The organism is Methylobacterium sp. BI1 (assembly GCF_056680125.1).
Map to the genome: position 1 here is coordinate 533204 of NZ_CM155267.1, position 20492 is coordinate 553695.

14 protein-coding genes are annotated in these 20492 nt (G+C 71.7%); 10 read left to right on the forward strand and 4 right to left on the reverse strand.

Annotation, left to right across the window (positions count from 1 at the left end; genetic code table 11):
• Window positions 1-292: 292 nt before the first annotated feature.
• Window positions 293-2803: an EAL domain-containing protein gene (locus tag AC1MGR_RS02540; RefSeq protein WP_108036993.1), complete on the forward strand. Its 2511-nt coding sequence runs from the start codon at window positions 293-295 to the stop codon at window positions 2801-2803.
• 7 nt (window positions 2804-2810) lie between these two features.
• On the opposite strand, the gene AC1MGR_RS02545 is transcribed toward AC1MGR_RS02540, so the two are convergent.
• Window positions 2811-4115, reverse strand: a complete 1305-nt coding sequence (locus tag AC1MGR_RS02545; protein WP_480233541.1) for a flavin monoamine oxidase family protein — start codon at window positions 4113-4115, stop codon at window positions 2811-2813.
• 308 nt (window positions 4116-4423) lie between these two features.
• Here AC1MGR_RS02545 and AC1MGR_RS02550 point away from each other — a divergent pair, with 308 nt between their 5' ends.
• The 4 genes from AC1MGR_RS02550 (at window position 4424) to AC1MGR_RS02565 (ending at window position 9952) form a co-directional block, all read left to right on the forward strand.
• A complete protein-coding gene (locus AC1MGR_RS02550) occupies window positions 4424-5140 on the forward strand; it encodes a sulfate transporter family protein (RefSeq protein ID WP_108036989.1) in 717 nt (238 codons plus the stop codon).
• Window positions 5141-5298: 158 nt separating this feature from the next.
• Window positions 5299-6438: a complex I NDUFA9 subunit family protein gene (locus AC1MGR_RS02555; protein WP_108036987.1), complete on the forward strand. Its 1140-nt coding sequence runs from the start codon at window positions 5299-5301 to the stop codon at window positions 6436-6438.
• 56 nt (window positions 6439-6494) lie between these two features.
• Window positions 6495-7907 (forward strand): glutamate--tRNA ligase, encoded by a 1413-nt coding sequence (gltX, locus tag AC1MGR_RS02560; RefSeq protein ID WP_480233542.1) that lies wholly within the window; start codon window positions 6495-6497, stop codon window positions 7905-7907.
• 116 nt (window positions 7908-8023) lie between these two features.
• On the forward strand, window positions 8024-9952 hold the full coding sequence (locus AC1MGR_RS02565) for an ABCB family ABC transporter ATP-binding protein/permease (RefSeq protein WP_480233543.1): 1929 nt from the start codon (window positions 8024-8026) through the stop codon (window positions 9950-9952).
• Window positions 9953-9963: 11 nt separating this feature from the next.
• Here the strand turns inward: AC1MGR_RS02565 and AC1MGR_RS02570 are convergent, their stop codons facing one another.
• Window positions 9964-11925, reverse strand: coding sequence for a LysM peptidoglycan-binding domain-containing protein (locus AC1MGR_RS02570; protein WP_480233544.1), 1962 nt, complete (start codon window positions 11923-11925; stop codon window positions 9964-9966).
• A gap of 221 nt (window positions 11926-12146) precedes the next feature.
• Between AC1MGR_RS02570 and AC1MGR_RS02575 the strand changes: the two genes are divergently transcribed.
• Window positions 12147-12749, forward strand: a complete 603-nt coding sequence (locus tag AC1MGR_RS02575) for a TIGR00730 family Rossman fold protein (protein ID WP_108036981.1) — start codon at window positions 12147-12149, stop codon at window positions 12747-12749.
• Between the two features lie 28 nt (window positions 12750-12777).
• Here the strand turns inward: AC1MGR_RS02575 and cysS are convergent, their stop codons facing one another.
• Window positions 12778-14157, reverse strand: a complete 1380-nt coding sequence (cysS, locus tag AC1MGR_RS02580; RefSeq protein ID WP_480233545.1) for a cysteine--tRNA ligase — start codon at window positions 14155-14157, stop codon at window positions 12778-12780.
• A 328-nt stretch (window positions 14158-14485) separates the two neighbouring features.
• Here cysS and AC1MGR_RS02585 point away from each other — a divergent pair, with 328 nt between their 5' ends.
• Window positions 14486-14824 (forward strand): hypothetical protein, encoded by a 339-nt coding sequence (locus tag AC1MGR_RS02585; RefSeq protein WP_480233546.1) that lies wholly within the window; start codon window positions 14486-14488, stop codon window positions 14822-14824.
• Between the two features lie 97 nt (window positions 14825-14921).
• On the opposite strand, the gene AC1MGR_RS02590 is transcribed toward AC1MGR_RS02585, so the two are convergent.
• Window positions 14922-15440, reverse strand: coding sequence for a CreA family protein (locus AC1MGR_RS02590; RefSeq protein ID WP_480233547.1), 519 nt, complete (start codon window positions 15438-15440; stop codon window positions 14922-14924).
• Window positions 15441-15605: 165 nt separating this feature from the next.
• On the opposite strand from AC1MGR_RS02590, the gene AC1MGR_RS02595 reads away from it, so the two are divergent.
• The 3 genes from AC1MGR_RS02595 to AC1MGR_RS02605 all read left to right on the forward strand — a co-directional run bounded on the left by AC1MGR_RS02595 (window position 15606) and on the right by AC1MGR_RS02605 (window position 20425).
• Complete coding sequence (locus tag AC1MGR_RS02595; protein WP_108036975.1) at window positions 15606-16625, forward strand: DUF2865 domain-containing protein; 1020 nt, start codon at window positions 15606-15608, stop codon at window positions 16623-16625.
• Between the two features lie 91 nt (window positions 16626-16716).
• Window positions 16717-18975: an OmpA family protein gene (locus AC1MGR_RS02600; RefSeq protein ID WP_480233548.1), complete on the forward strand. Its 2259-nt coding sequence runs from the start codon at window positions 16717-16719 to the stop codon at window positions 18973-18975.
• Between the two features lie 214 nt (window positions 18976-19189).
• Complete coding sequence (locus AC1MGR_RS02605) at window positions 19190-20425, forward strand: MFS transporter (protein ID WP_480233549.1); 1236 nt, start codon at window positions 19190-19192, stop codon at window positions 20423-20425.
• Window positions 20426-20492: the final 67 nt, after the last annotated feature.

Sequence of the window (20492 nt, forward strand, 5' to 3'; positions counted from 1 at the left end):
GGGGATCTCCTCACGTGACGAAAACGCTCCTCCGGCCTGTCCGGGGACGGTCCGGTCTCAACTGCGATCCGAGTCGGGGGTCCGGCAACGCAACCGCAGCGGGACGGCCCGAGAAACTTCAATTAAGTTTCTATCAAATGATCAGGATTAGCCTGCGGTCTCGCCCTCCAGTCGGAGACTTGACGATGCGGTACGCGCACGATGCGGCCAGCCCGATGCCGTCAGGTCCCGTCCAGTCGCGTCGATCCGGCAGGCCCCCGCTGCTGGCGATACCCCGAAGATCGCTCAGCTGATGCCGCGACCACCCGATCCCGTCCTCGCCGGCCCCTCCCTCGCGGCCGGGCCGCTCGTCTCCCCCGCCGCCGGAGCGCGGGTGCCGGAAGCGCCGTGGGGACGCCGAGGGGGGGACCGCGTCCGCGCCCCGGCGCCGGGGAGCCCGGAGCCGGCGGCCGAGGGGGCGCTGTTCCGCGCCGCGAGCCGCCGGATGAATCGCTACGATCTGGAGGCCCGGGCCGGCCATCTCGACGAGGTGCTGCAATTCGCACCCTACCTGGCCTTGACCCATACGGTGGTCGTCGGTGCCGTGTTGCTGCTCTTCTGGAGCGAGGCGCACCGGACCTATCTGCTGATCCTGTTCGGCAGCGTCGCCGGTCCCATCACCCTCGCGGCGATCGGGGCGCAGCGCTACCGCCGGCGGCGCCTGGGAGAGCGCGACGTCGTCGCCGGACATCGGCTCGCCGCGTTTGTTTCACTCCTTCTGGGGCTGTCCTGGGCCAGCATGCCGCTGACCCTCCTCCCGAACGCGGGTACCCAGGACCAGACCTTCCTGGTGGCCATCGGGGCCGGCCTGATGGCCACCACCTACACCTTCGGCTCGCTTCCGCATCTCGGGCTGGTCTATTCCACGCCGATCGCCCTGGGCAGCCTCGCGGCCCTGTTCCTCGTCGGGGGGCCCGCCAACATGTGGCTGGCGATGCTGATGAGCGTCTATTCGGCCTTCGTCGCCTTCACTGCCGGGCGGATGGGCCGCCTCTCGGAACAGCGGATCATCGATCGGGTCCGGGTCGGCGAGCAGAACGAGACGATCAGCCTCCTGCTCCACGATTTCGAGGCGAGCACCAGCGACTGGCTCTGGGAGACCGATTCGCTGGGACGGCTCCAGCACGTGTCCGAGCGCATCGGCCAAGTGACGGGCGAGGACCCAGCCGTCCTGCACGAGGCATCCTTCGCCGCGCTGTTCCTCGGCGTTCGCAACCCCCGTCCGATGTCCCCGGAGATCGCCGAGATCCTGGCCCTCGTCGCCGAGCGCAAGGCCTTTCGCGAGCGCGTCGTCGAGGTCACGATCGGCGGACTGACGCGGTGGTGGCGTCTCAGCGGCAGGCCCATCACCGACGGTGCCGAGACCTTCCTGGGCTTTCGCGGGGTCGGCTCGGACATCACCGACACCCGCCAGTCCGAGGCGCGGATCGCCTACCTGGCGAGCTACGACCCGCTGACGGGCCTGGCCAACCGGACCCAGTTCCAGGACGTGGCGACCCAGCTCTGCACCCGGGCGCGGGCCGGGGGCGAGGCCTGCGCCCTGCTCTACCTCGACCTCGACGGCTTCAAGTTCGTCAACGACACCTTCGGCCATGCCCTCGGGGATGTCCTGCTGGTCCGGGTGGCCCAGCGCCTGGCCGGCACGATCCCACCCCGGGGGCTGGTCTCGCGCCTCGGCGGCGACGAGTTCGCCATCCTCCTGCCCGGCGACGACGAGGATGCCCTGATCGGCCTGGGCCGTCGCCTCATCGCGGCCCTGAGCGTGCCCTATACCCTCGACGGGGTTCAGGTGGAGATCGGCGCCAGCGTCGGCCTCGCCCTGGCGCCGCGCGATGCCCACAGCCCCGAAGGCCTCCTCAGCAAGGCCGATCTCGCCCTCTACCGGGCCAAGGCCACCGGCCGCGGCAAGGTTTGGGTCTTCTCACCCGACCTCGAGGCGACGATGCGCCTGCGGCGCGAGCTTGAGGTCGATCTCAAGCGGGCGGTGGCTCAGCGCGAATTCAGCCTGCACTACCAGCCCCTTGTGAGTCTGGAGGACGGCCGGGTCCGCACCTTCGAGGCCCTGTTGCGCTGGACCCGCGGCGCCGGCGGCCCGGTCTCCCCCGCCGATTTCGTGCCCGTCGCCGAGGCTTCGGGCCTCATCACCGAGATCGGCCGCTGGGTCCTGATGCAGGCCTGCCGGGAGGCGGCGCGCTGGCCCGACGACATCCGGCTGGCGGTGAACCTCTCGCCGATCCAGTTCCGGAACACCGACCTCGTCGCCGATGTGACCCAGGCGCTGGAGGCCAGCGGGCTGAGGCCGGAACGCCTGGAGATCGAGGTCACCGAGTCGGTGTTCTTCGAGATGAACGCCACGACCATCGCCAACCTCAACGAGTTGCGCGCCCTGGGCATCCGCGTGGCGCTCGACGACTTCGGCACCGGCTACTCGTCGCTGAGCTACCTGATCCGGTTCCCGGTGGACAAGATCAAGATCGACCGGTCCTTCATCAAGGACATGGACAGCCGGCCCGAATGCCTGGCGATCATCGAGGCGATCCTGACCCTCGCGCGCAAGCTCTCGATCACCGTCACGGCGGAGGGGGTCGAGACGATGGAGCAGGCACAGATGCTCCGGGCGAGCCGCTGCGACGATATCCAGGGCTTCCTCTTCAGCCCGGCCCGGCCGGCCGAGGAGATCCCCCACCTCATCGCCTCCCTGCCGGTGCGCTTCGGCGCGGTCTTCCCCCTCCTGCCCCTGACGTTCCGCCGGGTGCCGGCGTGAGGCCGTCCTAACCGCGCAGGCGGTCGGCCACCGCCGCGGCCGCCCGCGTGCCCTCCGCGTACGCGCCCCCCGCCGTCCCCCATTGCAGGCGCGACAGGGCCTCGCCGGCGAACCAGACCCGGTCCGCCACGGGGGCCTGCAGGCTGGCGCGGGCGCCGGCATGGCCCGGCGGCACCACGGCCCAGGATCCGCGGGCCCAGGGGTCGTGGCGCCACGCGCTCACCGCCGGGATGCTCAGGTCGTGCAGGGCGCGGGCGCCGAAATGCGCGGCGAGCGTCGCCCGCACCAGGCGGCGGACCCCGTCCGGCCCGGCTCCACGGGCGTCGAGGGCGGCGGCCATCGGCGCATCGAGCTCGAAGAAGTGGAACGGCGTGCCGTCGATCCGTGTGAGGAGGCCCGGGCTCGCCTCGCGCCCCCCGACCAGGCTCGCGAGCCGGTCCGCCCCCCGGAACGGGCAGGAGGGCCAGTGCAGCACCGCGTGCTCGTAGATGCCGGTGGCGAACCCGGTGATTGCGGCCGCGACCTCCGGCGGGAGGGCGGGGGTGAAGAGGGGTGCGGCCCGCAGCACCATGGTGGGAATCGTGACGATGACGGCCCGGGCCGCGAAGCTCCGGGATCCCGCATGTATCCGCACGCCGGGGCCCGACCAGTCGATGCCGGTGACCGGCGTCCCGAGGGCGATGGGCAGCCCCTGGGCGAGGCGCGCGAGATAGCCGCCGTAGCCGCCGGCGATGAAGCGGTTGTCGCCGTACTCCATGCTGGGAAAGTCCTGGAGCGAGACGCGAGCGAGGGACTGCCCGGAGACCAGGCCGTGGACCCGCTCCACCCGCCGGCCCCAGGGCCCGAGGCCCGGCGGCAGGGCGGTGGCGGCTGGCCGGTCCGGCCCCGCCCAACCCGCCTGGGTGCTCATCGCCCGGTCGGCCACCGCGAAGGCACGGCCGAGGGCCGCCGCCTCCGCCGGCCGGCCGCGCCGACGCCCGACCCAGAGATGGCTCTCCTGCGCCGCCACCCGCAGGGGCTCCCCCCGCCGGGTGCCGAGGCGCACCAGCGGGTTGATCGGTCCCGCATGCAGCCAGTGTCCGCCGAGGTCGACGGCGTGGCCCCGCAGGGCGACGGTGACGAGGCGCCCGCCGACCCGGTCGCGCGCCTCCAGGACCGCCACCCGGACGCCCCGGGCCGCGAGGCCGCGCGCCGCCGCGACGCCGGCGGCGCCCGCCCCGACGACGATGACCTCCGGATCGTCGGGCAGGGGGGCCAGGCGCGGCGCGATGCTCGGGCGCCAGCGTTCGTGCTCGGGGCGGGACGTCCGCATGGATGACGGTCTCGTTCCTATCGGCGAAGGGCGCCGATTCCTGTCGGCGAAGGGTGCCGACGGACCTAGCAGAGGGCGCCGCCGGGCGACACCGCGCGACCGGTCGCAATCCGGTCACACGCCAGAAAACTCGGGCGTCCAGGCTCGCCGCCGCGAATCGCCCGCCCGACGGGACGGGCGGTGCAGCGATGGCCCGCACTTGCGCCTGCGCAACGGCATAGCCAGAACCTCGGGACACGGCGCGCGCGGGGGCGACGCAGGCCGGGTCCTCACGCACGGATCGATCCACGACCACGGGATTCCCAGGTATGCTCATCCAGGCCGCCTTCGCCGCCGTCCGGCAGGTGTTCTCAGCCCCCCTGCGCGCGATCCTGTGGAAGTCCCTCGGGCTGACCGTGGGCATCCTCGTCGTCGTCTGGTTCGGCCTGACGCGGGCGATCAACTGGTTTCTGTCCCAGCACCACCTTTCCGTCGATTATCCCTTCCTCGATACCCTGGCGGTGTTCTTCGCCGGGGCCGGCCTGTTCGTCGGCCTCGCCTACGTCATGCCGGCGGTGTCGATCCTGGTGGCGGGCTACTTCCTCGACGACGCGGCCGAGATCGTCGAGCGCACGGATTTTCCCGGCGACCCGCCCGGCGTCGCCCTGCCGCTCGGCACCGCGATGTTCTACGCCGTCCGCTTCGCCGGCCTCGCCCTGCTGGTGAACCTCGTGGCACTGATCCTGTTCTTCGTGCCGGGGGTGAACCTCGTCGCGTTCTTCGGGGCCAATGCCTACCTGCTGTCGCGGGAGTATTTCGAGCTGGCCGCCGGGCGCTTCCGGCCGATGGCCGAGGCCGGCGCCATGCGCCGCCACTACGGCGGCACCACGCTCCTCGCCGGCGTGCTGCTGGCCGGCCTGATGGTGGTGCCGGTGCTCAACCTCGTCACACCGCTCTTCGGCATCGCCCTGATGGTGCACGTGCACAAGGGCCTCAGCCGGCGCACCCCCGTCGCCGGCCCGCAGCCCCAGCCGCGCCTGCGCTGAGGCCCCCGGAACAGGCGGGTCCGAATTTCACCGGGCGGCCTCCCGTCTGGCCTGGAAGTGGTCTAGATACGCTGCACCAGGCTCAAGGACCGGCGCCGATCCATGACCCCGCAGGGGGCCGGACCGGCGCGGGGGCCGCTTTTCGAGACGCACGAGCGATGACCGGCTTCGAGACCCTCCCCCTGACCCGCCCCGCCTCGCAGCTCGTCACCGTGTTCGGCGGCTCTGGCTTCCTCGGGCGCCACGTGGTGCGGGCGCTGGCCAAGCGCGGCTACCGGATCCGGGTGGCCGTGCGCCGGCCCGACCTCGCCCTGTTCCTGCAGCCCCTCGGCAAGGTCGGCCAGATCGTCGCCGTGCAGGCCAACCTGCGCTATCCCGAGTCGATCGCCCGCGCGGTCCAGGGCGCCGACATCGTCGTGAACCTCGTGGGCATCCTGCAGGAGACCGGCAAGCAGAGCTTCTCGCAGCTCCAGGCCGAGGGTGCGGGCGAGATCGCCCGGGCGGCCGCCGCCGTCGGCGCGCCCCTGGTCCATGTCTCGGCCATCGGCGCCGATGCGAACTCACCCTCGCACTATGCCCGCACCAAGGCCCTCGGCGAGGCCCGAATCGCCGAGGCCGGCGGTCCGCACGTGATCCTGCGGCCCTCGCTGGTGTTCGGCCCCGGCGACAGCTTCTTCAACCGCTTCGCCGCCCTGGCACGCGCCCTGCCGGTGCTGCCGCTGGCCGGTGCCGAGTCGCGCTTCCAGCCCGTCTACGTCGCCGACGTGGCCGAGGCGGTGGCCCGCGCCGTGGAGGGCCACGTGCCCGCCGGCAAGGTCTACGAACTCGGCGGCCCCGAGGTGGAGACCCTCGAGGCGCTGGTGCGCTACATGCTCAAGGTGACGATGCGCAAGCGCATGGTCCTGGGCCTGCCCCAGCCCGCGGCCCTGCTCCAGGCCCGCGCCCTCGAGGTGGTCGACACCCTCACCCTCGGTCTCCTGCCGGACAGCCTCAAGCTGACCCGCGACCAGGTCATCCTGCTCCAGAACGACAACGTCGTCTCCGAGGCCGCCAAGGCGGAGGGGCGCACCCTGGAGGGCATCGGCCTGCAGCCCACCGCCATGGAGGCGGTGGTGCCGGGCTACCTCTGGCGCTTCCGCAAGGCGGGGCAGTTCGCCAAGATGCAGGAGCACGAAAGCGCCATCCCCGAGACCCTGGCGCCGAAGCCCTTCAAGCCCCGCAGCGGCAGCGGGCCGGCCCTCGGGCCGGATTCCAACGCCCCGAGCCGGATGGGCGTCCGCTGGGGCACCCGGGGCTGACGCCGCCCCGCGTCATCGGAGTCCTCAGGCGCGACGAAATGGTCTAGAGGGCGGCGATGAACCAAGCCTCCCTCCTCGAACCGTCTTCCCCCGAAGCGTCTTCCCACGAAGACTCTCTGTCCCAAGCCGGCGCACCCCTGGTGCGCTTCGCGCCCTCGCCCACGGGCTACCTGCACATCGGCAATGCCCGGCCGGCGCTCCTCAACGCGCTCTTTGCCCGGGCCCGGGGCGGGCGCTTCCTGCTGCGCCTCGACGACACCGACCGGGAGCGCTCGACCCAGGAATTCGCCGACGCGGTCTCCGAAGACCTCGCCTGGCTCGGGATCGTGCCCGACCTGTTCGCCCGGCAATCCGATCGGGTCGCGATCCACGACGCGGCCGCCGCGCGCCTGAAGGCGATGGGCCGGCTCTATCCCTGCTACGAGACGCCTGAGGAGCTGGAGCGCCGACGCCGGCGCCAGCTCGGGCGCGGCCAGCCGCCGATCTACGACCGGGCCGCCCTGACCCTGACGGAGGCCGAGCGGGCCGCCCTGGAGGCGGAGGGGCGTTACCCCCACTGGCGCTTCAAGCTCGACGCCCGCACCGTGGCCTGGGACGACCTCGTGCGGGGCGAGGCCCACGTGGACTGCGCCTCGCTCTCCGATCCGGTGCTGATCCGTGCCGACGGCAGCTACCTCTACACCCTGCCGTCCGTGGTCGACGACGCCGAGATGGGCGTCACCCACGTCATCCGCGGCGAGGACCACGTCACCAACACCGGCGTGCAGGTGCAGATCTTCGAAGCCCTCGGCAGCGCGATCCCGGTCTTCGGCCACCACAACCTCCTGACCACCGTGGACGGGGAGGGGCTTTCGAAGCGCCTCGGCCACCTCTCGCTCCGGGGGCTGCGCGAGGCGGGCTACGAGCCGGGCGCGGTGCGCTCGCTGGCCGTCCTCACCGGCTCGGCGGAATCCGTCCGGGCCGTGGCGGGCCTCGACGAACTTGCCGGCCTCGTGGACCTGGCGCAGATCTCGCGGGCGCCGGCGAAGTTCGACCCGCACGAGCTCGACGGGCTCAACGCCCGCCTCGTCCATGCCATGCCCTACGCGGAGGTGGCCGAGCGGCTGGCGGCGCAAGGGATCGCGTCCGATCGCGCCGAGGCGTTCTGGACGGCGGTCCGGCCCAACCTCGCCAAGGTCTCAGAGGCTGGCGACTGGTGGCGCGTGGTCACCGGACCCGTGGCCCCCGTCATCGCCGATCCGGCCTTCGTCGGGGCCGCCGCCGCGCTTCTTCCGGCGGAGCCCTGGGATGCCGAGACCTGGAAGACCTGGACGGGCGCCGTGAAGGGGGCCACGGGGGCCAAGGGCAAGGCGCTGTTCATGCCGCTGCGCCTCGCGCTGACGGGCCTGGAACACGGGCCGGATCTCGCCGGCCTGCTGCCGCTGATCGGGCGGGATGCGGTGCTGCGCCGGCTGGCGGGAGAGGGCTGAGGGCGGGTCCCTGCGGTGCATGCAGGCCCGCCCCGCCGGCACCGGTGACTGTCGCCGGACCGGCGGGGCGCCTATATGCGGGCGCAACCCGTTTTAATCCCGAGCCCCAGATCCGAATGAGCACCGATCCCGCCCCGGCGGCACCGGCCGCGGCCGCGCCGCCCGCGCGCCCCGGCCTCGTCGCCACCTATCGCCGCCTCTGGCCCTATCTCTGGCCCCATGGCCGGCCCGACCTGCAGCGGCGCGTCTTCCTGGCCTTCGGCCTGCTGATCGTCGCCAAGTTCGTCACGATGGTGACGCCCTTCACCTTCAAGTGGGCCACCGACGCCCTGGTGGCGATGACGGAGTCCAAGCCGGGGGCCGCGGTGCCCACGGGCCTGCTCGCCGCGCCGATGCTGCTCATCGGCCTCTACGGCCTGTCCCGCATCCTGATGGCGGGGCTGACGCAGGTGCGCGACGGACTGTTCGCCAAGGTGGCGATGCATGCCGTGCGCCGCCTCGCGCTCCAGACCTTCGAGCACATGCACCGGCTCTCCCTGCGCTTCCACCTGGAACGCAAGACCGGCGGCCTGACCCGCGTTCTGGAGCGTGGGCGCGGCGGCATCGAGGAGCTCTCGCGCCTGATGGTGCTGACCCTGGTGCCGACCATCGTCGAGTTCCTGCTCGTGATCGGCGTCCTCGCCTACGAGTTCGACTGGATCTACTCGGTGGTCGTGTTCGTGATGGTGGCGGCCTACCTCGCCTTCACCTGGAAGGCGACGCAGTGGCGCATCGAGATCCGCCGCCGGATGAACAACTCCGACACCGATGCCAACACCAAGGCGGTCGATTCTCTGCTGAACTTCGAGACGGTGAAGTATTTCGGCGCCGAGTTGCGCGAGGCCGAGCGCTACGACGTCTCGATGGCGAAGTACGAGAAGGCCTCGACGCAGACCTACGTCTCCCTCGCGGTGCTCAACGCCGGTCAGGCCGTGATCTTCACCGTGGGCATGACCATCGTGATGTGGCTGGCCGCGCGCGACATCATGGCCGGGCGCACCACTCTCGGCGGCTTCGTGCTGGTCAACACCATGCTGGTGCAGCTCTCCATGCCGCTCAACTTCATGGGCATGATCTACCGCGAGATCAAACAGGCGCTGATCGACATCGACGACATGTTCCAGATCCTGCACCGCAACCCAGAGATCGCCGACCGGCCGGAGGCGCTGCCCCTCGCCGTCTCGGACGGCGTGGTGCGGTTCGAGGACGTGCGCTTCGCCTACGACCCGGCCCGGCCCATCCTCAAGGGCGTCAGCTTCGAGGTCCCGGCCGGCCGGACGGTCGCCATCGTGGGTCCCTCGGGGGCGGGCAAGTCGACCCTGTCGCGCCTGCTGTTCCGGTTCTACGAGCCGCAGGGCGGCCGCATCCTCATCGACGGCCAGGACATTTCGAAAGTCCGGCAGGCGAGCCTGCGGGCGGCGATCGGCATGGTTCCGCAGGACACGGTGCTGTTCAACGACACCATCGGCTACAACATCCGCTACGGCCGCTGGGACGCCACGCCGGCGGAGGTGCGCGCCGCCGCCGCCCTGGCGCAGATCGACCGCTTCATCTCCGCCCTGCCGGAGGGCTACGACACGCCCGTGGGCGAGCGCGGCCTGAAGCTCTCGGGCGGCGAGAAGCAGCGCGTCGCCATCGCCCGGACCATCCTGAAGGGGCCGCCGATCCTCGTCCTCGACGAGGCGACTTCGGCCCTCGACTCCTTCACCGAGCGCGAGATCCAGGACGCCCTCGACACCGTGAGCCAGGGCCGTACCACCCTGGTCATCGCCCACCGCCTCTCCACAGTGGTCAATGCGGACGAGATCATCGTTCTCGACAAGGGCGTGATCGTCGAGCGCGGCGACCACGCCACCCTGCTGGACCAGGACGGCGTCTATGCCGCCATGTGGAGCCGTCAGCGCGAGGCCGACGCCGCCCTGGAGATTCTCCAGCGCAACGAGGCGGCGCTGCCGCTGCCCAAGGAGCGACCGATCCTCGCGCCGGAGCCGGTGCCCGCCGAGTAGGGGCTGCGCCGTCAGCCCCGCTTGTCGGATTGCGGCACCGCCGCAGTGCCGTCGGTGGGCAGGACGAAGATCTGGCCTGGATAGATCAGGTCGGGATTGCGGATCTGCGGCTGGTTGGCGTCGAAGATCACCGTGTAGCGCGTGCCCTTGCCGTAGATGCGCCGGCTGATCTGCCACAGGCTGTCGCCCCGGATGATCGTCGTGGTCCCGATTTCCGGGACGAAGACCGTGGGGCTCCGTTCCGCCAGGGCTGGGGTCTCGGTCTGCATCTGGGCAGGCATCTGGACCGTATCCGGCACAGGGCTTCGCAGCGTGCGCACCTCGGCCTGGGCGGGCGGCATGACCGCGGTGGGACGGGGCGGGGCCTGCGGCGACGGGGACCCTGACGCGGATGATTCCCGCGTGGGCGGGTCTTGGGCGCGCGACGCTTGCGAGGAGGGTTCTCGCGAGGTTGACTCCTGTGAAGGCGTCTTTTGCGAGGGCGTCTCTTGCGAGCGGGCTTCCTGCGACGGCCGGGCTTGCGGCGCGGGCGTGGGGGCTGCCGACGAGGGGGGCGGCGCTTGCGGTGTTCCGGTCCCCGCGTTCGCGGGCGGGGGCGCCGCCCGGGGCACGGCCGCCGGGGGCAGCGTGGCCGGGTTCTCCGGGGTCCCCAGTCGAGCGACCGGGCCGGGCACCGGCGCCACCGGCGGAGTGCCCTGCTGCGCGACGGCGGCCGCGCCCTCGGACGACCGGCCCGCGCCCGGTGCCGCCGGCTTGGTCACGGCCGCGGGCACGTTGAAGGCGACCTCGGAGCGGGTCTTCACCTTGCCGGAGACGGGATCGACCTGGTCCACCCGGACCTTGTAGTCGCCCGGCCGGACGCCGCGCCCGATGGTGAAGGCCACGCGCCCGTCGGCGCCGGCGCTGCCGGGCGCCACCAGGGCGTCATTGAGATAGAGCCGCACGGTGGCCCCGGGCGGGGCCTGGCTCGTGACGTAGAGACGTCCGCCCTCTTCCGCCTCGACGCTGACGATCTTCACCGGCCCGGTGCGGTCCGCGTCGGTCTTGCCGGCGTCGGCCTTGCCGGCGCCGGCCTCCGTCGCCGGATTCTGGGATGCGCGGCCGTCGGGCATGGTCGTTGCGACGCTGCCGTCGGCCTTGCCGGTCCGGCCGGCCCCGGTCTTGTCCGACAGATGTTTCCCCGAGGTGCCCTTGCTCGCGTCCGCCTTGTCCGAAACGGCCTTGCCGGAATCCGTATTCCTGAGCTCGGTTTTGCCGGGCACGGCCTGCCCCGTCCCGGTTCTGCCCGCATCCGCGAGGCTGGTCCCCGGCGGTGCCGGAACCGGGTCCGGCTGCGAGAGCACGATGGTGGGCTTGTCGGGGGAGGTTAGGGCGATCAGGGGCTTGGCATTCCGATGGGGCGAGACCACCACCGCCACGCTGTCGCGGGAGATCCGGGCCTGACCGTCGGCGCCGAGCACCCGCAGGGTGATCTCGCTGTTGCCGGCGGGCAGGGCCGGCGGCACGATGGCGAACTGGCCGGACGGGTCGACGAGCGCACGGGCAATCGGCTCGTTGTTGCGCAGCAACTCGACGGTGGTGTTGGGCGCGGCCCGCCCGGCGATCACCGCCTCGCCGTTGGGCTCGATCCGGATGATGTCGAAGGTCGGCGCCTCGCTGCCCGGCGGGGTGCCCGGGGCCTGCGCCGGCGGCTGGCCCGGCTCCAGGGCCGCCAGGGGCTTTCCCGCCGATGCCGCCCCCTCCCCGGGACTTGCATCCTGCCGGACCGGTGGATGCGGCTCGGTCGCGCCGTCGGTTCGGGCGGGGGGCTTGCCGACGGGAGATCCGCTCTCCTCGGGGGTGCCGGGGCTCGTCGGGGATCCAAGGCCGCGCTTGAACAGGGTGCCTGCGCCATAGAGGGTGACCACGAGGGCAAAGCCCGCCAGAAGCCCCACGCAGGCGAGGAAGATGCTCCGTCGCAACTCCGCCCTCATGACACGCCACTCCTTCGTCCACCGGCACGGCGGCCGAAATTCCATCGCCGCGGGACCGGGCCCGTCGACAAACCGGCGATTGATGGCGACATATTAGCGAACATGATCGGATCACCAAATCACACCCGCCGGATCACGGCCGGATCCTCCGTAAAATCAGCAGTTTGGCCCGTGGACCGCGGCGTACGGGTCCCGGCCGCGGCGCATCAGGGAGGCCCGGCATGGCTCCGGTAAGGACGGTCTGCGTCTATTGCGGCTCGGGCTTCGGCGGCGACCCGGCCTTCACGGCCGCGGCCGTGACCCTGGGCAAAGCCCTGGCGGAGGCCGGGATCGGCCTGGTCTATGGCGGCGGCAATGTCGGCCTGATGGGCACCGTCGCCCGGGCGGTCCTCGAGAATGGCGGCCACGTCACCGGCATCATTCCCGACTTCCTGAAGTCGCGCGAGCGCATGCTCGACGAGATCCAGGAAACCATCGTCGTCGAGGACATGCACACCCGCAAGCGGCTGATGTTCGAGCGCTCCGACGCCTTCGTGGCCCTGCCGGGCGGCATCGGCACCCTGGAGGAACTGGTGGAGCAGCTCACCTGGGCGCAGCTCGGCCAGCACAACAAGCCGATCCTTCTGCTCTCGGTGGCGGATTTCTGGACGCCGCTTCTGACGCTCCTCGACCACATGCGGGGGCAGGGCTTCATCCGCGAAGGGCTCGACCTGAGCTACCTCGTAGCCACCGAGGCGGCCGACGTGGTCGGCCTCCTGCGGGACGCGGCCGGATCGGTCCCGCCAGCGCCCGCCGCCGAGGCCCTGGTGGCGGAGCGGTTCTGAGGCGGAGGCTCGCCGGTGGCGGCCCGGTTCAGGTCGCCACGCTCCAGGTCGTCCCGTCCTTGCCGTCCTTCACGGCGACGCCCATCGCCAGCAACTCGTCGCGGATCCGGTCCGAGGCGGCCCAGTCCTTGGCGGCCCGGGCCGCGCGCCGGTCCGCGATCAGGGCCTCCACCCGGGCGACGTCGACGCCGGCCGCCCGGATGGTGCCCTGGTCGCGCACCGACTTCGTATGGGTGAGCAGGCCGAGGAGGTTCGCCCCGGCCTTCAGCGCCGCCGGATCGTCGAGGCGGTGCAGCTCGGCGAGCGCCGCCGCGGTGTTGAGGTCGTCGAGGAGCGGCTCGCGCACGCCCTCCGGGATCGCCGCGGCCGCGGCCACGTCGCCGACGACCCCGTACCAGCGGTCGAGCATCCGGGCCGCTTCCTCCAGGCCGCGCAGGGTCCAGTCGATCGGCTGGCGGTAATGGGTCTTCAGCATGGCGAGGCGTGCGACCTCGCCGGGCCAATCCTTCAGCACGTCCCGGATGGTGATGAAGTTGCCCAGCGACTTCGACATCTTCTCCCCCTCCACCTGGAGGAAGCCGTTGTGGAGCCAGACGTCGGCCATCACGTCGGTGCCGAAGCAGCAGCGCGACTGCGCGACCTCGTTCTCGTGGTGGGGGAAGATGAGGTCGATGCCGCCGGCATGGATGTCGAAGCGCTCGCCGAGATGCTTCCACGACATCGCCGAGCACTCGATGTGCCAGCCCGGCCGGCCCGGTTCGGCGACCCCGCAGGGGGAGGGCCAGGAGGGCTCGCCGGCCTTCGAGGGCTTCCAGAGCACGAAGTCGAGGGGCGAGCGCTTGTAGGGCGCGACCTCGACGCGGGCGCCCGCCTCCATCTCGTCGAGGGGACGCTTCGAGAGAGCGCCGTATTCGGGCATCGAGGGCACGTCGAAGAGCACGTGGCCGTCCGCCACGTAGGCGTGGCCGCGATCCACCAGGCCGGCGATGATGGTGTGCATCTCGGCGATGTGGTCGGTGGCCCGCGGCTCGACGAAGCGCGGGCGCTCGCCCGGCACGTTGACGTCTTCCGGCATCAGCACGCCGAGTTCGCGGATGTCGGCGTGGAAGGCCTTCAGGGTGCCGTCGGTGAGTTCGCGGATGCTGATGCCGCGCTCGGCGGCGCGGGCGTTGATCTTGTCGTCCACGTCCGTGACGTTGCGGGCGTAGGTGACGTGGGGGGCGCCGTAGAGCTGGCGCAGCAGGCGGAACAGCAGGTCGAAGACGATGATCGGCCGGGCGTTGCCGATATGGGCCGCGTCGTAGACGGTGGGGCCGCAGGCATACATCCGCACGTTCGTCGGATCGATCGGCGTGAAGGCGGCCTTCTCGCGGGTCAGCGTATTGTAGAGCCGCAACATCGAGGCCATGAAACTTTCCTTACGTCCCGGGCCTCCATCCGGACCCGTCCGTCCCTGAAACACCGCAGCGCGTTGGTTTCGCGCAGCTTTTGCCGCAGCGCACCCAAACCCCTGCCACACCGTCGCCGCGTTCCGCCCGGGGCCCTGTTGCGCGAAGGCGACGGCCGGGCCGCCCGTCCTGCGCTACCCCAAAACCATGAGCAATTCGAGAACGCCGCCGGATCGGGACGCCTCGGACACGGCGGCCTCGAAAACGACGACACGGCGAAAGGGTTTGTTAACCCGGTGCCGTGAAATTTTCGCCCCATACGCTTCCGACATCAGCAAGGTTCTGCCCATGCGCCGCGCGGCCGCCAGTATCGGCGCTCTTCTCGCTCTCGCCCTCACCGCCCACGGTGTCCTGGCCTCCGATGGCGAGAGCCCGGCCAAGGCCCCCGGCACCGTCGAGAAGACGTTCCTGATCCCGTCGAGCGAAGGGTACGGCGTCGGCGACTGCCTCACCAACGGCGAGAGCGCCTGCGGTCAGGTGGTGGCCAATGCCTGGTGCGAAGCGCAGGGCTTCGCCTCCGCCGGCTCCTTCGGCGTCGCCGCCCAGGAAGAATACACCGGCGCGATCCCACCGGCCCCGGTGGCGAAGCCCGCCGAGCGCCCGATCCGAATCACCTGTCAGGATTGATCCGCAGGCCGGGCCGCCCCGTCGCGCGGCGGCCCGGCCTTCCGGCCTGCTTCCTGACGCGGCCTACTTCTCCGTGCGGCCTACTTGTCCATGCGGCCTACTTGTCCATGAACGCGTCGCAGCGCGGCGGCGCCTCGGTGCCCCAGGGCATCAGCGGCACGGCCGAGGTGGAGTTCTTGGGCGAGCCCTGGATCACCTTGTCCGAGTAGACCATGTAGATCAGCGTATTGCGCTTCGTATCGCAGCCGCGCACGATCTGCATCGACTTGAAGATCAGCGAGCGGCGCTCGCTGAAGACCACTTCGCCCTGCTTGAACTTGCCCTTGAACTGCACCGGGCCGACCTGACGGCAGGCGAGGGAGATGTCGGAGACGTCTTCCGCGAGGCCGAGGGTGCCCTTGATGCCGCCCTTCTCCGGCTGCGTGTACCAGCAGGCCACCCCGGCCACCGACGGATCGTCGATCCCGTAGACCACGAGCTTGTCGTTGGGTGTCAGCGGTCGCCACACGGTCGACTTGTCGAAGATGCGGTCCGCATCGTCCGCGCGCGCTGATTGTGCGGCGAGGCCGAGCCCCAGCGCCAGCGCGCAGCCTGTGAGACCCCGAAGCCACATCATCGTATCATTCCCCTCAGTTTGTTCCGGGCGGATGTGGGAAGGGTGTCGCGGTCGTGCGAGGGTCGCTAATGAACTTGTGTTGAGCCCGTTCGCCTCCGCTTCGTTGAAGCTCCCTTCGGGGGGAGCGTCGCGCGGCGGCGTCCCGCCATCCATTGCAATCAGGCCATGCCGCTGATCCCCTCCCAGATCCGCACGCTCGTCCGAGGACTCGCCGGCCTCCTCGCCGTCACCACCCTGACGGGTATCGCCGAGGCGCAGACCTCCGCCTGCCTGCGCTATCGCTCCGAACTCGCCGGCCTCAGCGACGGGGCCAGCACCGCGCGGGCATTGCAGAACGAGATCGGCCGCCTCAATGCCTATTATCGCACCCTGAACTGCGAGGGCGGGCGGTTCCTCTTCTTCGATTCGCGCCCCCCGCAATGCGGCGCGGTGGAGCAGCGCATCCGCGCGCTCAACGCCGGCTACGGCGCCGAGAACGGCGAGGTGACGGCCGCCCGCCGGCAGCAGCTCACCGAGGCGATCGCCGCCGCCTGCACGGATGCGGCGAGCCGCAGCCTGATCAAGGCGGAGGGGAGTCCGGGCGAGGCGCGAGCGCGGGGCGGCGCGCAGGTGATCTGCGTGCGCAGCTGCGACGGCGCCTACTTCCCGATGACCAACCTGCCCGACGGGCGCGAGGGCGCCGACGAACTCTGCCAGGCGCTCTGCCCGGGGGCCGAGGCCGCCGCCTATTCGATGCCGCACGGCGACGAGGCCCTGAAGCAGGCCGCCACCGTGAAGGGGAGCCGGGCCTACACGGCCCTGCCCAACGCCTTCAAGTTCCGCACCGCGTTCACGCCGAACTGCTCGTGCAAGCGCGAGGGGCAGAGCTGGGCCCAGTCGCTGGTCAAGGCCGAGAGCATGCTGGTGCGGCACAAGGGCGACATCTTCGTCACGCCGATGCAGGCCGAAGCCCTGTCGCGGCCGCCGAAGGTCCGCCTGACCCTGGTGGGCCGGGCCGACAAGACCGCCGCCGGCCTTGCCGCTGACGCCGCCACCCGCACGGCCGGCGTCGCCTCCGATGGGCCCGCGTCGCCGGAGCCGGCCGCCGCCGCGGCGGTCGCGCCGGGGGCGGGCGAGGAGCGCCAGCCGGTGCGCATCATCGCCCCGAACCTGTTCTCGACCGCCGCCCGGCCGGGGTCCCCCTGAGGGGACAGCCGACGCCGCGCGGCCGAAAAACGGGAACCATCCCGCTCACATTCTGTTCCGAAGGCCTCATCAACGACGTGAGTGACCTTCGATGCGGAGCATCCGCCACCTTCTCCTGACCAGCACGGTCCTGCCCGCCCTGATCCTCTCCGGCCCGAGCCTGGCCCGTCAGGATTCCGCACAGGGCGGCACCATCCTGCTGGCGCAAGCCCAGCTCGCCCAAGCCGGGCCGGGCGAGGGGCCGCGGGGCGAAGGACCCCGGGGGGGAGGGGCCGAAGGTCCGCGCGGCGGACCGCCCGGCGGTGGACGTGAACGGCCGGAGCCGCGCCAGGAGCGGCCGGAACCCCGACAGGAGCGCCCCGAGCCTCGTCAGGAGCGACCGGCTCCCCGTCCCGAGCCTCGCCAGGAGCGGCCGGAACCTCGTCAGGAGCGCCCCGAGCCCCGTCCGGAACGGCCGGCTCCGCGTCAGGAGCGGCCCGAGCCTCGTCAGGAGCGCCAAGAGCGTCAGGAACGGGCGCCGGCCGCGCCGGCCGAGCGTCCCGCCGCCCGCCCGGATCGTCCGGAGCCGCGCCAGGAGCGTCCCGCCCGCGACGAGCGTGCCCCCGGTCCGGATCGGGACCAGGCGCCGCAGCGCCGCGCGCCCGGTGCCGATGCACCCGGGGAGCGTCCGTCGCCTCCGCCGGCCGCCCGCGAGCGCACCCCCGAGCGGCCGAACACGCCCGAGCGCCCCGCCGTCCCGGAGCCGAGCCGTCCGGCGCCCGCACAGCAGCGCCAGGCCCCGGCCCAGGCTCCTGCCCAGGCTCCTGCCCCTTCTCCAACCCAGGCTCCCGTCCCGGCACAAGCCCCGGCGCCGAACGCGCCCGAGACACGCAACCCGGCCAACCCCGCCAATCCGAACGTGCCGGGCACCGCCCAGCCGGGCCGCCCGAATGCCCCCGGCGAGCCGCGTGCTCCCGGTCAGCCGACGCCGCCCGCCCCGCAGCCCGGTCAGCCCGGCGCCGTCGCGCCCAATGCCCGGCCCGGTGTCCCGGGCCGTCCCTTCGTCCCGCCGGGCGCCCCGAACCCGGACGCGCCGCGTCCCGACGGACGCCCGGGCGCGGGGGCTAACCCCGCCGATGCCCGGCCGGATCGGGACGGCCCGAACCCGGGTGCGCGGGATCCAAGGGATCCGTCTGCCAGGGATCCGTCTGCCAGGGATTCCGGGACCCGTGACCTGCGCCGCGACGGACCCGATCGGAACGGCCCCGGCCGCGACGACGCGGGCCGACCCGATCTCCGGCCCGGCGACGCCCGTCGCGACGACCGCGGCATCGATGAACGTCGGGAGGATCGCGAGCGGCGCGACGCCTTCGAGCGCCGCGACGCGCGCAGCGGCTTCAACGCGCCGGGGCGGCCTGGATACGTCCCGGGCGGCTTCCGGGACGATGACGATGTGCGCGATTACGATCAGGTGCGTCGCGACCGCCGCGAGTTCTCGGAAGGGGGCCGGACCTATATCCGCGAGCCCGGCCGCATCATCGTGCGCGACCGCGACACTTACTTCATCCGCCACGACGAGAACGAGCGCTTCCGCGACCTCGACCGGCGCGCCTATCGCAGCGAGCGCCGCGGCGGCGACACCATCACGTATCTCGACCGGCCCGGTGGCGAGCAGATCGTCACCATCGTGGACGATGACGGCCGCCTCGTTCGCCGCTCCCGCCGCTTCCGCGACGGGCGCGAGGTCGTCATCATCGACAACAGCTTCGGCGGCGGCGTCGCGCGGCCGATCTACGAGGACGTCGTCGAGTTGCCGCCGCCGGATATCCGCATCCCGCGGGATCGCTACATCGTCGATTACGACGGCGCCGACGAGCGTACCGTCTACGAGGCCCTCTCGGCTCCGCCGGTGGTGGCGGTGGACCGGCGCTACACGCTCGATCAGGTGCGCTACAGCCCGCAACTGCGGGCCCGCATGCGCAGCGTCGACATCGACACGATCAACTTCGACACCGGATCGTTCACGGTGACGCCGGACCAGGCCGCCCGCCTCTCCACCATCGCGGCGGCGATGAACCGGGCGATCAAGGCCAACCCGCAGGAGGTCTTCCTGATCGAGGGCTACACCGATGCGGTGGGCTCCGACATCGACAACCTCTCGCTCTCCGACCGCCGCGCGCAATCGGTGGCCACCGTTCTGACCCAGAACTTCCAGGTGCCTCCCGAGAACCTGACCACCCAGGGTTACGGCGAGCAGAACCTGAAGGTGAACACCCAGAACGCCTCGCGCGAGAACCGTCGTGTCACCGTCCGGCGCATCACGCCGCTGATCCAGCAGCAGCAGAGCGAGGCGGCGCCCCCGCCGCGCTAGGCGTGGTGCGGCCGGTGCCGGATCGGCATCGGCCGCCCCCGCGCGTTTCCACACCACGATGTCGTCTGCCTCGCGCCCTCCCGCTCATGCCCTGCGGGAGGGCCTTGCGCGGAACACCGCGGCGGAGCCGGTTTCCCGCCCCGCGGGTCCGGCCTATATCCGCCGGACGTGACAGGGTCCGGCTCCGGCGAGCCGGCCCGGGACAGGAGCCGGCATGGATGAGTCGCAGGCGCGGCTGGACGAAGCGAGCCCGCGATTGATCGAGGCCGGAACCCCGGCCTTCCGCCGCACCGCCATCGCGCTGGGGGCCGCCGGGTTCTCCACCTTCGCGGTGCTCTACGGCGTGCAGCCGCTGCTCCCGATCTTCGCCGACGATTTCGCGGTCTCACCGGCCGAGAGCAGTCTCGCCCTGTCGCTGCCCTGCGCCATGCTGGCGATCGCGCTTCTCGTGGTCAGCCCCCTCTCGGAGGTCTGGGGTCGCAAGCCGATCATGGTGGCCTCGCTGTTCGCCTCGGCGCTCCTCACCATCGTCGCCGTCCTGGTGCCGAGCTGGCATGGCTTCCTCGCCCTGCGCGCCCTGACGGGGCTTGCCGCCTCCGGCCTGCCGGCCGTGGCGATGGCCTATCTCGGCGAAGAGATGCACGGGCGCGCCATCGGTCTCTCGATGGGCCTGCTCATCGGCGGGAACGCGGCCGGCGGCATGGTCGGCCGCCTGCTCGCCGGCATCATCGCCGACCATGCCTCCTGGCGCTGGGGCTTCGGCACCATCGGCGTGCTCGCGCTCGTCGCAGCCATCGCCTTCGTCTACCTGCTGCCGGATTCGCGGCGCTTCCGGGCGAACCGGATGCGCTGGCGCGAGGTGCCGGGTACCTTCGGTCAGCACTTCCGCGATCCCGGTCTGCCCTGGCTGTTCGCGGAGGCCTTCCTGCTGATGGGCGGCTTCGTCTGCATCTACAACTACATCGGCTTTCGCCTGCTCGATCCGCCCTTCTCCCTCAGCCAGAGCGCCATCGGGGCGATCTTCGTCGTCTACCTGTTCGGTACCGTCTCCTCGGCCCTGACGGGCGAGATCGCGAGCCGGCTCGGACGGCGCAAGGTGCTGTGGCTCGCCATCCTCCTGGGCCTCGCGGGGGTGACCCTGACGCTCTCCGCCCATCTCGGGCTGATCATCCTCGGCATCGTCCTCGTCACCGTCGGTTTCTTCGGCGCGCATTCCGTGGCCAGCAGCTGGGTCGGGCGCCGGGCCTTGCGCGACCGGGCCCAGGCCTCGTCGATCTACCTATGCCTGTACTATCTCGGCTCCTCGGTGCTCGGCACCGCCGGCGGCTGGTTCTTCGCCCAAGGGGGCTGGATCGGCGTGGTGGTGTTCTTCGCGACCCTCTACGGCCTCGCGCTGGCGATCGCCCTGCGGCTGTCGCGCCTGCCGCCCCTCGTCCAGGCCGATGGCTGAGGTCCCGTCGCCGGTGCGCGGGCGGAACGCTGCGCGTCCCCGATCCGAAACCGCGATGGGATGCCTC

What these genes read in the sequence shown, in the direction of transcription:
- AC1MGR_RS02555 (WP_108036987.1), top strand. Translation starts at nt 5,299, where the DNA reads ATGACCGGCTTCGAGACCCTCCCCCTGACCCGCCCCGCCTCGCAGCTC.
- cysS (WP_480233545.1), bottom strand. Translation starts at nt 14,157, where the DNA reads ATGGCCTCGATGTTGCGGCTCTACAATACGCTGACCCGCGAGAAGGCC.
- AC1MGR_RS02585 (WP_480233546.1), top strand. Translation starts at nt 14,486, where the DNA reads ATGCGCCGCGCGGCCGCCAGTATCGGCGCTCTTCTCGCTCTCGCCCTC.
- AC1MGR_RS02575 (WP_108036981.1), top strand. Translation starts at nt 12,147, where the DNA reads ATGGCTCCGGTAAGGACGGTCTGCGTCTATTGCGGCTCGGGCTTCGGC.
- AC1MGR_RS02590 (WP_480233547.1), bottom strand. Translation starts at nt 15,440, where the DNA reads ATGATGTGGCTTCGGGGTCTCACAGGCTGCGCGCTGGCGCTGGGGCTC.
- AC1MGR_RS02595 (WP_108036975.1), top strand. Translation starts at nt 15,606, where the DNA reads ATGCCGCTGATCCCCTCCCAGATCCGCACGCTCGTCCGAGGACTCGCC.
- gltX (WP_480233542.1), top strand. Translation starts at nt 6,495, where the DNA reads ATGAACCAAGCCTCCCTCCTCGAACCGTCTTCCCCCGAAGCGTCTTCC.
- AC1MGR_RS02540 (WP_108036993.1), top strand. Translation starts at nt 293, where the DNA reads ATGCCGCGACCACCCGATCCCGTCCTCGCCGGCCCCTCCCTCGCGGCC.
- AC1MGR_RS02605 (WP_480233549.1), top strand. Translation starts at nt 19,190, where the DNA reads ATGGATGAGTCGCAGGCGCGGCTGGACGAAGCGAGCCCGCGATTGATC.
- AC1MGR_RS02570 (WP_480233544.1), bottom strand. Translation starts at nt 11,925, where the DNA reads ATGAGGGCGGAGTTGCGACGGAGCATCTTCCTCGCCTGCGTGGGGCTT.
- AC1MGR_RS02600 (WP_480233548.1), top strand. Translation starts at nt 16,717, where the DNA reads ATGCGGAGCATCCGCCACCTTCTCCTGACCAGCACGGTCCTGCCCGCC.
- AC1MGR_RS02550 (WP_108036989.1), top strand. Translation starts at nt 4,424, where the DNA reads ATGCTCATCCAGGCCGCCTTCGCCGCCGTCCGGCAGGTGTTCTCAGCC.
- AC1MGR_RS02545 (WP_480233541.1), bottom strand. Translation starts at nt 4,115, where the DNA reads ATGCGGACGTCCCGCCCCGAGCACGAACGCTGGCGCCCGAGCATCGCG.
- AC1MGR_RS02565 (WP_480233543.1), top strand. Translation starts at nt 8,024, where the DNA reads ATGAGCACCGATCCCGCCCCGGCGGCACCGGCCGCGGCCGCGCCGCCC.